Annotated in this window: 15 protein-coding genes; 11 read left to right on the top strand and 4 right to left on the bottom strand. The window is 67.0% G+C overall.

The window, feature by feature from the left end:
- Positions 1-62 precede the first annotated feature (62 nt).
- Complete coding sequence (locus tag V2S85_RS20635; RefSeq protein ID WP_330704698.1) at positions 63-1,256, bottom strand: CoA transferase; 1,194 nt, start codon at positions 1,254-1,256, stop codon at positions 63-65.
- Positions 1,257-1,408: 152 nt separating this feature from the next.
- On the opposite strand from V2S85_RS20635, the gene V2S85_RS20630 reads away from it, so the two are divergent.
- The 4 genes from V2S85_RS20630 (at position 1,409) to V2S85_RS20615 (ending at position 5,831) form a co-directional block, all read left to right on the top strand.
- Positions 1,409-2,575, top strand: a complete 1,167-nt coding sequence (locus V2S85_RS20630; protein WP_330704697.1) for an acyl-CoA dehydrogenase family protein — start codon at positions 1,409-1,411, stop codon at positions 2,573-2,575.
- A gap of 166 nt (positions 2,576-2,741) precedes the next feature.
- A complete protein-coding gene (locus V2S85_RS20625; RefSeq protein WP_330704696.1) occupies positions 2,742-3,632 on the top strand; it encodes a CoA ester lyase in 891 nt (296 codons plus the stop codon).
- A 181-nt stretch (positions 3,633-3,813) separates the two neighbouring features.
- Positions 3,814-5,061, top strand: a complete 1,248-nt coding sequence (locus tag V2S85_RS20620; protein WP_330704695.1) for an acetyl-CoA hydrolase/transferase family protein — start codon at positions 3,814-3,816, stop codon at positions 5,059-5,061.
- Between the two features lie 2 nt (positions 5,062-5,063).
- Positions 5,064-5,831 carry an enoyl-CoA hydratase/isomerase family protein gene (locus tag V2S85_RS20615; RefSeq protein ID WP_330704694.1) on the top strand — a complete coding sequence of 256 codons (768 nt, stop codon included), beginning with the start codon at positions 5,064-5,066 and terminating at the stop codon, positions 5,829-5,831.
- Between the two features lie 128 nt (positions 5,832-5,959).
- Here the strand turns inward: V2S85_RS20615 and V2S85_RS20610 are convergent, their stop codons facing one another.
- Both V2S85_RS20610 and V2S85_RS20605 read right to left on the bottom strand, forming a co-directional pair.
- Positions 5,960-7,804 carry an NAD(P)/FAD-dependent oxidoreductase gene (locus V2S85_RS20610; protein ID WP_330704693.1) on the bottom strand — a complete coding sequence of 615 codons (1,845 nt, stop codon included), beginning with the start codon at positions 7,802-7,804 and terminating at the stop codon, positions 5,960-5,962.
- An 81-nt stretch (positions 7,805-7,885) separates the two neighbouring features.
- Positions 7,886-8,812, bottom strand: a complete 927-nt coding sequence (locus tag V2S85_RS20605) for an SDR family NAD(P)-dependent oxidoreductase (RefSeq protein WP_330704692.1) — start codon at positions 8,810-8,812, stop codon at positions 7,886-7,888.
- A 260-nt stretch (positions 8,813-9,072) separates the two neighbouring features.
- Here V2S85_RS20605 and V2S85_RS20600 point away from each other — a divergent pair, with 260 nt between their 5' ends.
- The 6 genes from V2S85_RS20600 to V2S85_RS20575 all read left to right on the top strand — a co-directional run bounded on the left by V2S85_RS20600 (position 9,073) and on the right by V2S85_RS20575 (position 15,448).
- A complete protein-coding gene (locus V2S85_RS20600; protein WP_330704691.1) occupies positions 9,073-10,677 on the top strand; it encodes a gluconolaconase in 1,605 nt (534 codons plus the stop codon).
- 12 nt (positions 10,678-10,689) lie between these two features.
- Positions 10,690-11,103, top strand: a complete 414-nt coding sequence (locus V2S85_RS20595; RefSeq protein ID WP_330704690.1) for an EthD domain-containing protein — start codon at positions 10,690-10,692, stop codon at positions 11,101-11,103.
- Between the two features lie 135 nt (positions 11,104-11,238).
- On the top strand, positions 11,239-12,486 hold the full coding sequence (locus tag V2S85_RS20590) for an MFS transporter (protein ID WP_330704726.1): 1,248 nt from the start codon (positions 11,239-11,241) through the stop codon (positions 12,484-12,486).
- Between the two features lie 82 nt (positions 12,487-12,568).
- Positions 12,569-13,927 (top strand): aromatic ring-hydroxylating dioxygenase subunit alpha, encoded by a 1,359-nt coding sequence (locus V2S85_RS20585; RefSeq protein WP_330704689.1) that lies wholly within the window; start codon positions 12,569-12,571, stop codon positions 13,925-13,927.
- A 123-nt stretch (positions 13,928-14,050) separates the two neighbouring features.
- Positions 14,051-14,965, top strand: coding sequence for a VOC family protein (locus tag V2S85_RS20580; protein WP_330704688.1), 915 nt, complete (start codon positions 14,051-14,053; stop codon positions 14,963-14,965).
- A gap of 57 nt (positions 14,966-15,022) precedes the next feature.
- A complete protein-coding gene (locus tag V2S85_RS20575) occupies positions 15,023-15,448 on the top strand; it encodes a Rap1a/Tai family immunity protein (RefSeq protein WP_330704687.1) in 426 nt (141 codons plus the stop codon).
- A gap of 27 nt (positions 15,449-15,475) precedes the next feature.
- Here the strand turns inward: V2S85_RS20575 and V2S85_RS20570 are convergent, their stop codons facing one another.
- Entirely contained in the window at positions 15,476-16,078 is a 603-nt protein-coding gene (locus V2S85_RS20570) for a TlpA family protein disulfide reductase (RefSeq protein ID WP_285016754.1), read from the bottom strand.
- Between the two features lie 19 nt (positions 16,079-16,097).
- Between V2S85_RS20570 and argH the strand changes: the two genes are divergently transcribed.
- Positions 16,098-17,471: an argininosuccinate lyase gene (argH, locus tag V2S85_RS20565; protein WP_330704725.1), complete on the top strand. Its 1,374-nt coding sequence runs from the start codon at positions 16,098-16,100 to the stop codon at positions 17,469-17,471.
- The last annotated feature ends 2 nt before the right edge of the window (positions 17,472-17,473 follow it).

Raw genomic sequence — 17,473 nt, 5'->3', positions numbered from 1 at the left:
CGCTTTGAACAGGTGGTTAGCGTAAGGTTCCTAATGCTGTCAGGTGAAATCAACAGGGGTGTTCACTGCGACTCGCCTGCTATCGCCGGGGCGACGCTCGAAGCGATTTCTGTGAGGACTTCGGTGTTGTCCTGACCCAGCGTGGGGGCGGGGCCGCGCACCTTGCCGGGGGTCCTGGAGAACCACGTCGGCACGCCGGGGAAGCGGACGGGGCCTTGCTCGGTCTCGACGTCCTCGAAGAAGCCGATGGCATTGAGGTGTTCGTTGTCGAACAGCTCATCGGTCGATTGCAGGCGGGCGCAGGGGATGTGCAGCGCCTGCAGGGTATCGAGCCATTCCTGCGTGGTCCGGGTAAGGAACGTCTCGCCGAGCAGGCCGTAGACGCGGCCGATCTGCTTCGCGCGCTGGGCGAGGGTGGCGAATTCCTCGCTGGCCCAGGGCGGTTTCACGGCGGCGACGAAGGCGTTCCAGTGCTTGTCGTTGTAGACCAGCGCGGCGACGTGACCGTCCTTCGTTTTATACGGCCGCCGGTTGGGCTCGACTGCGCGGTGATAGTGCGCAGGCGTCGTCGGCGGGGCAAACATCGCGCCGTTGGCATGCTCGACCAGCATGAACGAGGACATCGCCTCGAACATCGTGACCTCGACTTCCTGGCCTTCGCCGGTCCGCTCGCGGTGGAACAGCGCCATCATCGTCGCGTAGAGCGCGTGGAGGCCAGCGACCTTGTCGGCCATGATCGTGGCGACATAGCCGGGCTCGCCGTTCATCAGCCCCTGCACATGGGGAATGCCGCATTCGGCCTGGATGGTGTCGTCGTAGGCGGGCTTGTCGGCCTCGGGCCCCCGGCGCGAGTAGCCGTAGCAGTTGGTGTAGATGATGTCGGGCCGGATCGCGCGGACCGACTCGTAATCGAAGCCGAGCCTGGCGATCGCCTTGCCGCGCATCGAGTGGATGAAGACGTCGGCGGTGGCGATCAGGGCGCGCAGCGATTCGCGGTCGGCCTCCTGCCGCAGGTCGAGCATGACCCCGCGCTTGCCCCGGTTCACGTTGACATAGATGCCGCCCATGCCGGGTACGGGGCCGGTTGAAATCCAGCGGGTGTTGTCGCCTTCGGGCGGCTCCACCTTGATAACGTCCGCGCCCATGTCGGCCATGATCTGCGTGGCGTAGGGTCCGAACACCACGCTGGTGAGGTCGATCACCCTGATGCCCTTCAGGGGGCCGTCAGGTGCCGTTGTGGTGTCGTTAGGTGCCATTGGGTGCCATCATCTCGTTGTCCATCCGGGCGGTGTATCTGTATTCGCATTTCGGTTCAATGATCCGATATCGGAACAACGGGATTGTCGGCGACGCGCGGCGCTGCTAGTCGTGGAAGCGACGACAGAAACCGGGAAGAGGGCCGAAAACCGTGGATTTCTCACTGACACAGGACCAGCAGGACATCCGCGAGGCGGTCCTGAAGCACTGCGCGCAGTTCCCGGACGAGTACTGGCTGGAGAAGGATCGCTCGGGCGAATTTCCCTTCGAGTTCCACAAGGCGATGGCCGAGGCGGGGTGGCTCGGTGTCGCCATGCCCGAGGCGGTCGGCGGCGCGGGTCTCGGCATCACCGAGGCGGCGGTGATGATGCAGGCGGTGGCCGAAAGCGGCGGCGGCATGACGGCGGCCTCGGCGATTCACGGCCCGGTGTTCGGGCTCGAACCGGTCCATCTGTTCGGCACGCAGGAGCAGCAAAGCCGCATGATTCCGCCGATCCTGTCGGGCGAAGAGAAGATGTGCTTCGCGGTGACCGAGCCCAACACCGGCCTCGACACCACCAGCCTCAAGACCCGCGCCGAGAAGGTGCCGGGCGGCTACAAGGTCAATGGCGAGAAGATCTGGATCACCAACGCCCACGTCGCCGACCGCATGCTCCTCATTGCCCGCACCACGCCGCTGGAAGAAGTGAAAAAGAAGACCGAGGGCCTGACGCTATTCTATTGCAAGATAGACAGAAAATCGGTCGAGCACCGCCTGATCCCGAAGATGGGACGCCACGCGGTAGGTTCGAACATGCTGTTCATCACCGACCTCTTCATCCCCGAGGAAGACCGCATCGGGGCGGAAGGGCAGGGCTTCAAGATCCTCCTGCAGGGACTCAATCCCGAGCGCGTATTGCTGGGTGCAGAGGCCACCGGGCTGGGGCGCGTGGCGATCAGGAAGGCGTCCAAATATGCGCAGGAACGCGTGGTTTTCGGCCGTCCGATCGGCCAGAATCAGGGCATCCAGCACCCGCTCGCCAAGGCCTGGATGCAGGTGGAAGCCGCCAGCCTCATGGTGTTCAAGGCCGCGACCCTGTTCGACAAGGGCCTCGAATGCGGGACCGAGGCGAACGCCGCCAAATACCTCGCCGCCGAGGCCGGGTTCGAGGCGTGCCAGACGGCGGTGATGTCGATGGGCGGCATGGGCTATGCGCAGGAATACCACGTCGAGCGCTACCTGCGGGAGGTCATGATTCCGCGCATCGCCCCGGTCAGCCCGCACCAGATCATGAACTACATCGCCGAGAGGGTATTGGAGTTGCCGCGCAGCTATTGAGAAGACTTCCGGATTTGGGTGGGTTTTCTCGGGCGGGGGCTTCGACAAGCTCAGCCTGAGCGGATTTGATAGTTTTACTCTAAATCCCGCTCAGGCTGAGCTTGTCGAAGCCCCCTGCAGCATAAAGATAGCCTGGCCGGCCACGGCTGACGAATTTGGAGAGACGATGCCTGTAATCCATACCCCCGCCACCGCCCGTTCTTGGCTCTTCGTGCCGGGCGACAGCGAGCGCAAGATGACCAAGGCCATGGAAGGCGAGGCCGACATCGTCCTCATCGACCTGGAAGATGCCGTCGCCCCTGACGCCAAGGCCGCCGCGCGTCCGCTGGTGCATGACTTCATCAAGGCGAACCCGGAGCAGCGCGCGCGCCTGTGGGTGCGGATCAACCCCTTCGACGGGCCGCACACGCTGGCGGACCTCGCGGCGGTGATGCCCGCGCATCCCGGCGGCATCATGCTGCCCAAGGTCTACGGCCGGGCGGATGTGGAGAAGCTCGACCACTGCCTTTCCGCGCTGGAAGTGGCGAACGGGATCGAGGAAGGCTCCACCCCCGTCATCGTCCTCATCACCGAGACGGCCGAGGCGATGTTCCACACCGGCAGCTACAAGGGCGCCCCGCGCGTGGTGGCGCTGACCTGGGGGGCGGAGGATCTGGCCGATTCCATCGGCGCCTCGTCCAACCGCAACGAGGATGGCTCCTACTCCTTCACGTACGAACTGGCGCGCAGCCTGACGGTCCTGGGCGCGGCGACGGCCGGGGTCACCGCGATCGAGACGATCAGCGCCGATTTCCGCGACTTGGAAGCCCTGAAGGCGCGCGCCGAGAAGGTTCGCCGCGACGGCTTCCGGGGCATGATGGCGATCCACCCGGCGCAAGTGCCCGTCATCAACGAGGCCTTCACCCCCACCGAGGCCGAGATCGCCGAGGCACAGGAAATCGTCGATATCTTCGCCGCCAATCCCGGCGTGGGCGCGATCGGCTGGAAGGGCGGCATGCTCGACCGGCCCTATCTGGCGCGCGCGGAGCGGCTGCTGCGGCAGGCGGGGAAGGCGTGAGCCACGACCTTCGCCTGCCCCCACACCGTCATCCTGAACTTGTTTCAGGATCCATCGGGCAGTTGGTGCCGGAGGCTTGCGCCATTGTGCTGCGGGGGCGGTTCGTTTCTGCCAGTGCAGAGTTGGCGGCGCGATGGACCCTGAAACGAGTTCAGGGTGACGCAGCAGAGAGGGCCAGGGCGTGATCGACCTCACCCCATACTTGCGGCCCGGCGACCACATCGTCTTCGGCCAGGCCTGCGGCGAGCCGACCACGCTGGTCGAGGCGCTGGCCGAGCAGGGCGCGCGCATCGGCAACCTCAACGCCTTCATCGCGACCAGCTTCTCCGGCCTGTTCACCCCCGAGACCGCTGCCGCCTTCCGCCTTTCGTCGATGGGCGCGATCGGGGCGCTGCGCTCGATGGCCAAGGCCCATGCGCTCGACGTCATCCCCGTCCACGTCAGCCAGGTTGCGCCGCTCATCACGGCGGGCGTGATGCGCTGCGACGTGGCGATGATCCAGGTCAGCCCGGCCAATGCGGCGGGCGAGCACTCCTGCGGCCTCATCTCCGACTACGTGCGCGCCGCCGTGGCCAAGGCCCGCGTGGTGATCGCCGAGGTCAACGATCAGGTTCCGTTCGTTCCGGGTGAGACGATCCCCGCCAGCGCGATCGACGTGGCGGTGCCGGTCTCCCGCGCGCCCGTCGAAGTCGCGCCCGCGAAGATCGGCGCGACCGACGAGGCCATCGCGCGGCTTTGCGCGGAATTCATCGGCGACGGCTCGGTGATCCAGACCGGCGTGGGCGCGGTGCCCGATGCGATCCTGCGGCTGCTGCACGACCGCCGCGACCTCGGCGTCCATTCGGGCATGCTGGGCGACGGCCTCGTCGATCTGGCCGAGGCGGGCGTGCTCACCAACGCGCGCAAGGAGATCGACCGGGGCGTCTCGATCAACGGTGCGCTGATCGGCACGCGGCGGCTCTACGACTGGGCGCACCGGAACCCGGCGATCCGCATGACGCCGACCAGCTACACCCATGACGCGGGCGTGCTGGGCCGGCTTTCGCGCCTCGTCACCATCAACTCGGCGCTGGAAGTGGACCTGACCGGACAGGTCAATGCCGAGCAGTCGGGCACCGCCTACATGGGCGGCACCGGCGGGCAGGTGGACTTCGTGCGCGCGGGCGCGCGCTCGCCCGGCGGGGCCTCGCTGATGGTGCTGGCGGCGACGGCGAAGGGCGGGACGATCAGCAAGATCGTGCCTTCGCTGTCCGGCCCGGTCACCAGCGCGCGCAGCGAAGTGGACGTGGTGGTGACCGAGTTCGGCGCGGCGCAGCTGAAAGGCCAGACGCTGGCCGAACGCGCGCGGCGGCTGGTCGCGGTGGCGCATCCGGACTTCCGCGAAGGGCTGGAGCGCGAGGCTTTCGAGATCGCCAGGAGAGGGTTCTGACAATGACCGACGCTGTCCGCTTCGACATCCGCGACGGCGCGATCGCCGTCATCACCATCGACCGGCCCGAGCAGCGCAACGCGCTCAGCCTTGAGGTGCGCGAGGGCCTGCGTGCCGCGTGGGCCCGCTTCGAGGCCGACGCGGCGCTGCGCATCGCCATCCTTACCGGCAGCGGCGACAAGGCGTTCTGCGCCGGGGGCGACCTCAAGGAGATGGTCGAGACCGGCATGGCGGTCCCCCCGCGCGACATGTACGCGCTGCCTTACGACACCATCGAACTGACCAAGCCGACGATCGCGGCGGTGAACGGGGTGGCTTTCGCAGGCGGCTGGATGATCGCGCAGGCCTGCGACTTGTGCGTCGCGTCCACGGGGGCGAAGTTCGCGATCACCGAGGTCAAGGTCGGGCGCGGCAGTCCCTGGGCGGCGCCGCTGATCCACATGATCCCGCAGCGCATCTTCATGGAGATCGTCCTGACCGGCAAGCCGATCGACGCGCAGCGCGCCTACGAGATCGGCCTCGTCAACCGCCTCGCCGAGCCGGGCGCGGTGCTGGACGCCGCGCTGGAGCTTGCGCGCGAGGTGCTGGAAGGCGCGCCGCTGTCGGTCAAGGCAGCGCGCGAGACGGTGATGCTCTCGACCGAGATGGGGCGCTCGGCGGCGCTGGCGGCGGCGCGCGGCGCGCACGAGCATGCGTACAATTCGCAGGATGCGCAGGAAGGCCCGCGCGCCTTCGCGGAGAAGCGCAAGCCGGTGTGGCGGGGTAGATAAACCCCCTTTTCGTCGTTGCGAGCGCAGCGAAGCAACCCAGAGCGGCTTACACGGCCCTGGATTGCTTCGCTGCGCTCGCAATGACGAAAAAAGGGGGCAGAGGCCGCCTCCTCCCTCGAATCAGTCCATCAGTTCACCGTTTCGCGCGTCTCGAACGCGACGCCCGGCAAGTCGGGTGATCGGCGCCAGTCGGCCAGCATGTCGCGCCAGGCGTCCCAGCCGGGGAGGTAGCCCTTGAACAGCGCCCACTTCAGTTCCTTGTCGCCCTCATTGTTGAAGTAGCTGGGGGTGCACCCCTGCTGGAATTCGGACATGTCGACCTCGTTCGCGCGGCAGTGCGCCACGTAGCCGGCGACGCCCTCGGCGGTGGCGCAGAACTTGTCGGCGCCGCGCCGCACGGTCTCACCGATCATGAAGGCGAGGTGTTCCGCCTGACGCCCGAACTGCTCGGTGGTGCTGGAGTTAGTCGCGCCCTGGATGTAGCCCATGTAGAACATGCCGGGGAACTTGTCGGTCGTCACGCCGTGCAGGGTGGCCGGGCCGTTCTCCCAGTGGTCGTAGATCGACAGGCCGTTCTCGCCCTCTACGGCGGCAATGCCCCAGCGGCGCTTCAGGTCCGACGTCACCTCGAAGCCCGAGGCGAAGATCATCAGGTCGACTTCGTATTCCACGCCGTCTGCTACGAAGCCCTTCTCGGTCATGCGCTCCACCCCTTGCGTGGCGGAAACGTCGATGAGCTTGACGTTGGGCTGGTTGAAGGTGGGGTAGTAGTCGTTGTTCGACAGCGGCCGCTTGCACATGAAGCGGAACCAAGGCTTGAGGCTTTCGGCGGTTTCCTTGTCCTCGACGATCGCATCGACGCGGCGGCGCAGACGCTCCATGACCTGATAGTCCACCACGTCGCGCCGGGCCATGATCTCGCCGATGTCGAGCTGGGGGAAGCCGTCCGCTTCCAGTTCGAGGTTCAGGTTGCGGCTGATCTCGGTCCAGATGTCGCAGATCTGGTCGGGCTCGCCGGGCAGGAAGAACGCTTGCGCGCCCCGATGGAAGTTCGCCATCCGCTCCTGCTGCCAGCCGGGCTGGAGCGAGGCTGCCCAGTCGGGATCGGTCGGCGGATTGGGCCGCTCGTCGATGTTGGAAGGCGTGCGCTGGAGCACATAGAGTTGCTTTGCGTACTTGCCCAAGTACGGCACCGCCTGAACCGAGGTCGCGCCGGTGCCGACGATGGCGACGCGCTTGTCACGCAGCTTTTCCAACTCGGGTGCGGTCCACGATCCGCCGCTGTAGTCATGCTCCCAACGGCTGGTGTGGAACATCTTGCCCTTGAAGTCGTGGATGCCGGGGATGCCGGGCAGCTTGGGCATGTTCATCACGCCGCCCGCCATGACCACGAAGCGCGCGCGGATGTCGTCGCCGCGATTGGTCCTGACGTGCCAGCGCTTGATGGATTCGTCCCAGACGATCCCTTCCACCAGCGTGTGGAACAGCGCCTTGTCGGCCAGCTCGAAATCCTCGGCCATCTTCTGGCAATAGGCCTGGATTTCCCAGCCGTCGGAGAACTTCTTCGACGGCATGTAGCCCGTCTCTTCGAGCAGCGGCAGGTAGCAGTAGGCGTCGTTGTCGCACTGCACGCCGGGGTAGCGGTTCCAGTACCACACGCCGCCGAAACCGCCCGCGTGGTCGATGTTGCGCACGTTGGTCACGCCCTGCTTGCGCAAGTGATAGCCCGCAAGGATGCCGGAGAACCCGGCGCCCAGGATCGCCACGTCGATGTCCTCGATCAGCGGCGCGCGCTCGGCGACGGGCGTGAAGGGATCATGGGCATAGTTGTCCGAGAAGTCTCCGGTCGGACGCACGTACTGCTCGCCGCCCTCGCGGCGCAGGCGCTTGTCGCGCTCGGCGAGGTACTTCGCCTTCAGCGCCGGAATGTCGAGTTCGTCCGGCGCGGGCACGTCGGTCTTAAGGCAGGTCATGTCGGGTCCCACTTCGTTCGAGGGCGCTGATCTGTGAGTGGCGGTGGCTCGCACGGCAATATAAGTCAACAGTGGTGTTGATTATCGCGCCTCGGCGATTTCGGAACGCGCCATGGCGAAGCTGTAGCCGAGGTGTTCGATGTATCCGTGCAGGCCGAGATCGAGCAGGCCGTCCTTGTCGTGCCATGCCTCGGCCGCGCTGCCGACGTCCTCGATCGTCCAGTGCGGGCGGTAAGTGCCGACGGTCTCGGCGATGAACATACGCGAGATACGACCCGCCATCGACGAGACGAGTTCCCCCGAGACCGAGCAGCTTTCATGGCACAGCCAGCCCACCACAGGCGCGACCAGCTCCGGACCCATCGGCGGATACTGCGAGATGTCGAGGCCGTCGGCCATGCGGGTGACGGCGCCGGGGGCGATGATGTTGCACTTTACCCCGTGCGCCTCGCCCTCCAGCGCGGCGATGTTGTTGAGGCCGATCATGCCCGACTTCGACACGCCGTAGTTGACGCAGTTGACGTTGCCGTAGGCGCCGCCGATCGAGCTGGTCAGGACGATGCGCCCGTAGCCCGCGTCGCACATCGGTCCGAACGCCGCCTGCACGACGTGGAAGGCGCCGAGCAGGTGGACGTCCACCACCGCGCGGAAGTCCTCGTAGGGGATGTCGCGGATCGATCCGTAGCGGACGTTGCCTGCGTTATGGATCAGCACGTCGATGCGGCCCCACGTATCAAGCGCGGCCTGCACGATGGCACGGCCGCCTTCGGGCGTGGCGACGGTGTCGGCGTTGGCGATTGCCTCGCCGCCCGCCGCGACGATCTCGTCCACCACGCTCTGCGCTACGCTTGTATCCGGTCCGTCGCCCCGGATCGCGCCGCCCAGATCGTTGACGACGACCTTGCAGCCGCGCTCGGCCAGTAACAGGGCGTAGGAGCGGCCGAGGCCACGGCCGCCGCCGGTGACCACCGCGACGCGGCCGTCGAAACGCAGTTCAGGGGTAGGCATGGGGACTGTCCTCTCTCGGGGCGAGCGCGTCCGCCGGGAAAAACGGCGGCGTTCGGGGCTCGGCGTTCCGGTCGGGGCGCGTCTCAATGGGTTATTCGGTCTGGTGGACGAATATCTGCACGCAGCCGCGCTTGGCAACGGCGGGCACGTCGCTCAGGCGATGCTGTAAGCCTGCGGGCACATCGCGTTGCGCCCGTTCGCGCCCGCCTATACCGTCCAGCCAAAGATCCGGCCGCGCGCCGGAGGAGAGGGATGTATACATGCTGGAAGCCGCTGGCCGGAATGCCAATGCCCAGAGTTCGACAGCGCCCGCCAGGCCGGGCGAGGGCTGGGGCCTGCACCGCATGACGCCCGCCAGCCGCCTCAACGGTGCCAACGGCATCCGCACCGGAGCGGATGGGCGCATCTACGTGGCGCAAGTCGCTGGCAGCAAGGTGAGCGCGATCGACGTCGATACCGGCGCGATCGAGACGATCAGCCCCAATGGCGGCGGCATCGTCGGCCCGGACGACCTCGCTTTCGATGAGGCGGGCAACCTCTATTGCACCGAGATCACCGAGGGGCGCGTCTCGATGATGACGCCCTCGGGGCAGTACCGGGTGATCCACGGCGACATGCCGGTGGCGAACCCGATCACGTACCATCAGGGCCGCCTGATCGCGGGCGAGTTGCGCATCGGCGGGCGCATCATGGAACTCGACCGCGACGGCGGCGCACCGCGCGTGATCTTCGAGGGCGTGCCGATGGCCAACGCCTTCGAGGTCGGCCCGGACGGCAAGCTCTACTTCCCGGCGCAGGGCGCGAACGAGATCTGGCGCATCGGCCTCGACGGGGGCGAGCCGGAAGTCGTGGCGAAGGATCTCGGCGTGCCGGATTCGGTAAAGTTCCACCCCGACGGCTCGATCATCTCCACGCAGGTCTATTCGGGGCAAGTGCTCAAGATCGACCCGCGCACCGGCGCCAAGACGGTGCTGGCCGACATCGGGCCAGGGCTCGACAACGTCGCCTTCGTGAACGGACGCACGTTCGTGAGCCACATCAACGGCTCGATCACCGAGATCACCGCGCCGGGGCAGACCCGGCCGCTGGTGGAGAAGGGGCTGCAGTGGCCGCTCGGCCTCGCGGTCGATGCCAACGGGCACGTTCTGGTGGCGGACGGCGGTTTCACCTACCTGCTGCGCCCCGGCGAGCCGCTGCAACTGGCGGGCATGCTGTTCTCGCCCGGCTTCCCCGGTTGGGTGCGCGACGTCGCGGCGAGCGGGCCGGACGAATGGATCGTCACCACCGCCAACGGCGACGTCGCCCGCTGGAACCCGGCGGCAGCGACCAGCGAAGTGCTGGCGAGCGGCCACGACCGGCTGATGGGCGTTGCCGTCACCCCCGGCGGCGTCGTCTTCGCCGAGTTCGGCACTGGCAAGGTCCATGCGATCGAGGGCGGCAACGTCGCCGACCTGGCGAGCGGCCTCGACCGGCCGATGGGCGTCGCGGTGTCCGGCGACGGCACCGTCTACGTCGCCGAAAGCGGCGCGGGCCGCGTGGTGAAGCTGGTGGGCGGGCGCAAGGAAGTGGTGCTCGACGGCCTCGCCCGGCCCGAGGGGCTGGCGATCGCGGGGGGCACGCTGTTCGTCGCCGATCCGGGCGCCAATGCGCTTGTCGCCAGCGACTTGGCGGGCGGCGCGCGCGAGGTCGTCGCCAGTGACTTGCCGATGGGCGGGCCGGGCGGGCTGCAGCCGGTGCAGCTTGGCGGCGTGGGCGACATGTGCGGGCCGATGAACACCTTCACCGGCGTCGCCGTCGCGCCTGACGGCACCGTCTACCTCTCCGCCGATGCCGAGGGCAGCGTCCTCGCCCTTCGTCGTCTTTAAGGGAGCCCCTCGATGCTCAAGCAGATCTGCTTCTTCCGCAAGCGCCCCGACATGACCATGGACGAATTCATGGACTACTACGAGAACCAGCATTCGCAGCTGGCGAAGAAGTCCGGCGCCAAGCCCGCGATCCCGAACGCGGTGCGCTATGTGCGGCGCTATCTGGTGCCGGAGAAGAACCCCATCACCGGCCAGATCCACGATCCGGGCTACGACTGCATCATGGAGATCTGGTGGAACAGCCGCGAGGATTTCGAGCGCTCGCAGGCGATCATCGCCTCGCCCGAACGGCTGCCGATGACTCGGGCCGACGAGGAGAGGCTGTTCGCCGGGCATGATAATCCGGTCGTGACCTGCATCGAGTACGATTCGCCGATGGGCCCGAACGGCGAGGCCACGCATGTGGATTTGCGCTATGAGGGCTGACCCCGTCCGTCATCCCGGACTTGATCCGGGACCGTGGGCTGTCTTTAGCCGTGCCCTATCGGCAAGGCGCCCTGACGTAAGGTCCCGCCTCAAGACTTGCCCGCGGTCCCGGGTCGAGCCCGGGATGACGTGAGCATGCACGCCTCCGCACCTCCCTCCGCCCGCGACGAGTGGCGCGCGCATCCACTGCTGCCGGCGGCGGCGGGGCTGGGTTATGCCACCAGCGTCATCCACATCTACGGCATCGGCCCGTTCTATGGACCTGTCGCCACCGAGTTCGGCTGGAGCCGCACCGAAGTCACCTTCGGCCTGACTCTGGCGACGCTGGTGCAGGCGGTGGGCGGCGTGTTCATCGGCCTCGCCGTGGACCGCTTCGGCCCGCGCCGCTTCGGCGTGATCGGGCTGGTGCTGCTGGGCCTCGCCTTCGCTCTGCTCGGCACCGCCGACGGATCGCTGCTGAACTGGTATCTGCTCTGGGGCCTCGTTGCGCTGGCGGCCCTGCCGGTGCAGGCGTCAGTGTGGACGAGCGCGGTCGCCTCGCGCTTCACGGTGTCGCGGGGCATGGCCTTCGCGGTGACCTTGTGCGGGGCTTCGATCGCGGCGGGGGTGTTCCCGCCGATGGCGACATGGCTGATCGGCGCGCTGGGCTGGCGCGGAGCGTTTCCGGTGCAAGCGGCGATCTGGCTGGGGATCGCGTTTCCGGTCATCTTCGTGTTCTTCCATGGCCGCTACGACAAGGGCCGCAGGCAAACCGCCGAGGACGCCGTATCGCGCCCCGCCGATCTTCCCGGCGCCAGCTTGCGCGAAGGGCTGACCTCCAGCGTTTACCACCGCCTGTTCGTCGCCAGCCTGCTGTTCACCTTCACCGTGATCGCGCTGGTGGTCCACTTCACCGCGATCCTCGGCGACGCCGGGGCGAGCCCGATGACGGCCGCCGCCATCGCCTCATTCGTCGGCTGGTTCTCGCTGGCGGGCAGGCTGGGGACGGGAGCGCTGCTCGACCGTCTGCCCGCCTCGCTGGTCGGCGCGGCGGTGTTCCTGCTGCCGGTAGCAGGGTGCCTGCTGCTCCTGCTCGGCGGCGGACCGCTGTGGGCGATGGGCGCGGCCTCGGCGCTGATCGGGCTGACGCTGGGGGCGGAGATCGACGTCGTCGTCTATCTGCTTACCCGCCACTTCGGGTTGCGGAACTTCGGCGGGCTCTATGGCGGACTGCTGGCGGCACTGTCGATCGGCACTGCGACCGGGCCGCTCGCCGCCGCGCAGTTCTATGACCGGACCGGTAGTTACGCAGGCTTTCTGTGGCTGGCGCTGGCCTTCATGGCCGCCAGCAGCGTGGCGATCGGCACGCTGCCAAGGGGCAAGGCGGCCTATGCCGCACATTGAAGGAACGCCCCGGCGGTTTGCCCCGCCATGCCGATAATGAGATAACGGCCGCAAACCCGAACAAGCAGGAACGAGGATATCCATGGGCGAAATCGGCAAGATCGTTCAGGCGCCCGAGGAACTGGTCGCCCCGGTCAACGTGCCCGCCGAGGCTTACGTCTCCCCCGAATACGCGCGCGCCGAAGTGGACAAGCTGTGGCGCAAGGTCTGGCTGCAGGCGGGCCGGGTGGAGGACATTCCCGAAGTGGGCGACTTCATCACCTTCGACATCGTCCACGATTCGGTGATCGTGGTGCGCGCATCGGCGGATGAGATTCACGCATTCCACAACGTCTGCCCGCACCGGGGCCGCAAGCTGGTCGATGTTCCGCCGGGCCAGCGCAACGCGCGGGGCAACCGGCGCACGCTGATCTGCGGCTACCACGGCTGGACCTTCGGCCTCGACGGCGCGAATACTTATGTCGAGCACGAGGCGGACTGGCAGGGGCACTTGTGCGCCGGCCGTGCCGATCTCGGCAAGGTGCGGGTGGAGACGTGGGGCGGCTGGCTCTGGATCACCCTCGATCCCGAGGCGATGCCGCTGGCGGACTATCTCAATCCGGCCGCGACGATGCTCGATCCCTACGGCCTTCAGAACATGCGCCCGCGCTGGCGCAAGTGGGTGGTGTTCGAGTGCAACTGGAAGGTTGCGATGGAGGCCTTCTGCGAGACCTACCACGTTTCCACCACGCACCCGGAATTCATGGAATTCGGCCAGTTCCGAGGCTGGGCGCGCAACCAGGGCCTGCATTCCAACATCGGCTACGAGGCACCCAAGGGGCAGGAGGAAGACTCCGGCAAACTGCGCCTCGGTGCCGGTGAAGACCCGCGCCTGACCACGGCGGACATGCAGAACTTCACCTGGGCCAACGCCAACACCAACACCACGATGACGCTGGTGGGCGTGGCGAACCGCCTCAAGGACGAACTGCCCGAGGGCACCCCGGCGGCGGAAGTCTCCAAGTACTGGATCCAGACCGCCAAGGCCGAGGACGAGGCGCGCGGCGTCGTCTGGGCGCAGGTCGATCCGCTCCATACCGCACAGGCGGGCACGGCCTGGCAGATCTTCCCGAACTTCCAGATCGGTCACGCGGTCAACAACATGCTGTGTTATCAGGCGCGGCCCTATGGCACCGACCCCGACAAGTGCATCTTCGAGGCCGCGGTCTACGAACTCTGGCCGGAAGGGGAGGCGCCGCAGACCGACTGGGAATACACCGAGCCCGCTGACTGGCCGCCGGTGCTTCAGCAGGACTTCGCCAACATGGCGGCGGTGCAGCAGGGGATGAAGAACGTCGGTTTCCGGGGCGCGCAGCCCAATCCCTACATGGAGCGCTCGGTCGCCTCGCTGCACATGAACCTCGCGAAATTCATGGGGACGGGAGCGCCGAAAACGTACTGAGGGGGCCTAGACAGGCTCAGCCGTGACCCTTCGACAAGCTCAGGGTGAGCGGGGGTAGTGCAAACCTCCCAATCCCGCTCAGGCTGAGCTTGTCGAAGCCCCCCGGTATAGCGGAAAGACCTCATGCAGTTCCCCCTCGTCCATGTGAGCTGGGCGCTGGCCGACAACGCACAGCGCCCCGCCTGCGATGCCTTCTTCCGGGAGGTGTTCGGCGCGCAGACCGCTTACGAGATACTCGTCACGCCGGAGACGGAAAAGCTCGGCCTTGACCGTGAGGAATCGCTGCTGATGATAGGCGACACCATGGTCATCCCGATCGCGCCCGCTGGTCCCGGCACGGTGGAAGGCAACCCGCTGGGCGACATGCTGCGCCGTTCGGCGGCGCCGGGGCGCTGGATCGGGCTGGCGCTCAAGGTGGCCGATCTCGGCAAGGCGGATGCGTGGTTCGCCGCGCGCGGTTTCAAGCGGTTCCACGATCCCGGAATGGAAGCGCACTATTTCCTCGTGCCGAAGGGCCAGATGCTGGGAATGCGGCTGGAGATCGTGAAGCAGGACATGCCGAACGATCCGCGCCGCGATCCGGCATGGCGGCCTTCCGGTGATCATCCGCTCGGTATCGAGGGGCTGCAGGCGGTCGGTGTCAGCACCCCCTCGCTGGCCGAGGCGCGGGCGTTGTTCGGGAACGGGCTCGAATGGTCCGCGATCGGCGAACGCGACCTGCCCGAAGGGCGCTGCGCTGCCTTTGCCGTGGGCGACACCGTGATCGAGGCGCTGGAAGGCGGACCCGGTTCATCCGCCGCGCGTCATGCTGCCGAGGTGAAGGGCATCTGCCATCTCGTCTTCAAGGTTCGCGATGCGGCAGCGGCGGCGGCCCGGCTGCGGAGCCGCGGCCTGCCGCTGATCGGCGAGGTGGAGGACCGTTTCGCCATCCACCCCGATGCGGCGCACGGGCGGCTGATCTGGCTTACCGGCCAAATCCCGCCTGGCTATCCTCCGGTCGGATCGAAGCTGGGCACATTCTCCCTGCCGCCGAGTTGATTGACGGGCGCGGCATTCGGACCGAATGTCCCGCGTGCCTGTTGGAGACACGTGAGAATGCCATCTGCACATCTGGTGACCAGGCTGGCCTGCCTTGCCGTGGCGGCGCCGCTGGGGCTGCTTCCCGTCGCCGCCGACGCCAGCTTCTATACCGGCAACGAACTCTACAAGGTCTGCACCGCTGATCGCGGCAGCAACACGTACGTCGAGAACACTTACGAATGCATCGCCTATATCACCGGCGCCGTCGATGCGTTCAACACGGTTCGCCGGACCGACACGACGAGGACCTGCATCCCCGGGGATGTGACGATCGCCGAGTTGCGCCGTGCGACGGTGGCCTATCTGTCTGATAACCCGGACAAGCGCAGCGAATCCGCGTCGGACCTCGTCTTCGCGGCAACGCGCACGCAATGGCCCTGTGCCAGCAAGCCCGCAACGCCGGCCAAGACCAAGAAGAAGGTGACGAAGAAGAAAAGGTAGCAGCGGGCCGGCGCTGCGGTCCCGGTTTTACTTCGCTTCGGCGATCAGCTTGAGCGCCTCGGGCGAGGTCCAGTCATTGCCGCCGGTATAGCGCCACACTTCCTTGCCTTGCCTGTCGAACATGATGGTGACCGGCAGGTTGCCCCCGTACTGGAAGCCGAGGTCGCCCTGCTCGTCCACCCAGGGCTGGATCTGCTCCAGTTCGCGGCGACGCAGGATCTCGACGACCTTGTCGGTCTGGCCCATGTCCTGTGAGATCGGCAGGATCGTCACGCCCAGTTCGCCCTCGCGGTCGATCAGCTTGTTCAGCGTGGGCATTTCCGCGATGCACGGTGCGCACCACGTGGCCCACAGGTTGACCAGCAGCGGCTTGCCCTTGAACGAGGATAGGTCGAGGCTTTCGCCGGTGTTGTCGACCAGGCTGACGGTCGGCATCGGCTCGCCCTTGTGCGAGCGATCGAGCTTGCCGCCTGCTTCGGGCGCCTGCGCCGGGCCAGCCTGTTTCGCTTCTTCGGAAGGCGCCGGTTGCGCGTCCTTGTTCCCTTTACTATCGCAACCCGCGATCACGAGGGCCGAGGCCCCGGCCAGCGAACACAGGACGAGCGACTTGAGCGAACGGGAAGACAGCAAGGCGACAGGCTCCAATGCAATGTGGGGCGGACGGTTCGCACAGGGACCGTCGGCAATCATGCGCGAGATAAACGCCTCGATTCCCTTCGACAAGGCATTGTGGCGTCAGGACATCGCCGCCAGCAAGGCCCACGTCGCGATGTTGGGCGCCTGCGGCATCGTTTCGGACGCCGACGCGGTGACCATCCGCGATGGCCTCGATGCCGTCGCCGCCGAGTACGAAGCCAATGGCGTGCCCGAGGACTGGGACCTCGAGGACATCCACATGACCACCGAGTCGCGCCTCGCGCAACTCATCGGTCCGGCCGCAGGGCGCCTCCACACCGCGCGCTCGCGCAACGACCAGGTCGCCACCGACTTCCGCCTCTGGGTGCGCGATGCGATGGACCAGGCCGATGCGGGCCTGCAGGCGCTACAGGTCGCGCTGGTGACCCGTGCCGGTGAACATGCCGACAGCATCATGCCCGGCTTTACCCACCTGCAGACCGCGCAGCCGGTGACGCTGGGCCACCACCTGATGGCCTATTACGAGATGATTGGCCGCGACCGTTCGCGCTTCGCCGATGCGAGGAAGCGCATGAACCGCAGCCCGCTGGGCGCCGCCGCGCTGGCCGGAACCGGCTTCCCGATCGACCGCACGATGACCGCGCAGGCGCTTGGCTTCGACGGGCCGACCGACAACAGCCTCGATTCGGTGTCCGACCGCGACTTCGCGCTCGATTACCTGATGGCCGCCAGCCAGTGCTCCTTGCACCTCTCGCGTCTGGCCGAGGAGTTCATCATCTGGGCCAGCCAGCCCTTCGGCTTCGTGGCGCTGCCCGATGCGCTGTCCACCGGCAGCTCGATCATGCCGCAGAAGAAGAACCCGGACGCGGCCGAACTGGTGCGCGGGCACTCGGGCCGCATCTCCGGCTGCCTGATGTCGCTGATGATGACGATGAAGGGCCTGCCGCTCGCCTATTCGAAGGACATGCAGGACGACAAGCCACCGGTGTTCGAGGCCGCGAGCCTGCTGGCGCTGTCGATCGCGGCGATGACCGGCATGGTCGCCGACACCCGCTTCAAGACCGATCGCATGCGCGCCGCCGCCGAACTCGGCTTCGCCACCGCCACAGATCTGGCCGACTGGCTGGTACGTCAGGCCGACATTCCCTTCCGCGAGGCGCACCACATCACCGGCGCTGCAGTCAAGCTGGCAGAGCAGCGCGGGGTGCCGCTCGATCAATTGCCGCTCGAAGACCTCAAGGCCATCGACAGCCGCATAGACGAGCGCGTATTCAAGGCGCTCTCGGTCGAGGCTTCGGTCGCCGCGCGCAGTTCGCATGGCGGCACCGCGCCCGAGCAGGTGCGCCTGCGCGTGGCCGATGCCCGCGTTTCGCTGGGTCTGGAGTAAGT

Origin of the sequence: Novosphingobium resinovorum (assembly GCF_036352595.1) — a bacterium.
Classification (GTDB): domain Bacteria; phylum Pseudomonadota; class Alphaproteobacteria; order Sphingomonadales; family Sphingomonadaceae; genus Novosphingobium; species Novosphingobium resinovorum_B.
The sequence above is the reverse complement of the archived record's forward strand: the minus strand, read 5'-3'. Positions and strand labels throughout refer to the sequence as shown.

What these genes read in the sequence shown, in the direction of transcription:
- V2S85_RS20635 (WP_330704698.1), bottom strand. Translation starts at nt 1,256, where the DNA reads ATGGCACCTAACGACACCACAACGGCACCTGACGGCCCCCTGAAGGGC.
- V2S85_RS20625 (WP_330704696.1), top strand. Translation starts at nt 2,742, where the DNA reads ATGCCTGTAATCCATACCCCCGCCACCGCCCGTTCTTGGCTCTTCGTG.
- V2S85_RS20615 (WP_330704694.1), top strand. Translation starts at nt 5,064, where the DNA reads ATGACCGACGCTGTCCGCTTCGACATCCGCGACGGCGCGATCGCCGTC.
- V2S85_RS20610 (WP_330704693.1), bottom strand. Translation starts at nt 7,804, where the DNA reads ATGACCTGCCTTAAGACCGACGTGCCCGCGCCGGACGAACTCGACATT.
- V2S85_RS20605 (WP_330704692.1), bottom strand. Translation starts at nt 8,812, where the DNA reads ATGCCTACCCCTGAACTGCGTTTCGACGGCCGCGTCGCGGTGGTCACC.
- V2S85_RS20600 (WP_330704691.1), top strand. Translation starts at nt 9,073, where the DNA reads ATGCTGGAAGCCGCTGGCCGGAATGCCAATGCCCAGAGTTCGACAGCG.
- V2S85_RS20595 (WP_330704690.1), top strand. Translation starts at nt 10,690, where the DNA reads ATGCTCAAGCAGATCTGCTTCTTCCGCAAGCGCCCCGACATGACCATG.
- V2S85_RS20590 (WP_330704726.1), top strand. Translation starts at nt 11,239, where the DNA reads ATGCACGCCTCCGCACCTCCCTCCGCCCGCGACGAGTGGCGCGCGCAT.
- V2S85_RS20585 (WP_330704689.1), top strand. Translation starts at nt 12,569, where the DNA reads ATGGGCGAAATCGGCAAGATCGTTCAGGCGCCCGAGGAACTGGTCGCC.
- V2S85_RS20580 (WP_330704688.1), top strand. Translation starts at nt 14,051, where the DNA reads ATGCAGTTCCCCCTCGTCCATGTGAGCTGGGCGCTGGCCGACAACGCA.
- V2S85_RS20575 (WP_330704687.1), top strand. Translation starts at nt 15,023, where the DNA reads ATGCCATCTGCACATCTGGTGACCAGGCTGGCCTGCCTTGCCGTGGCG.
- argH (WP_330704725.1), top strand. Translation starts at nt 16,098, where the DNA reads ATGTGGGGCGGACGGTTCGCACAGGGACCGTCGGCAATCATGCGCGAG.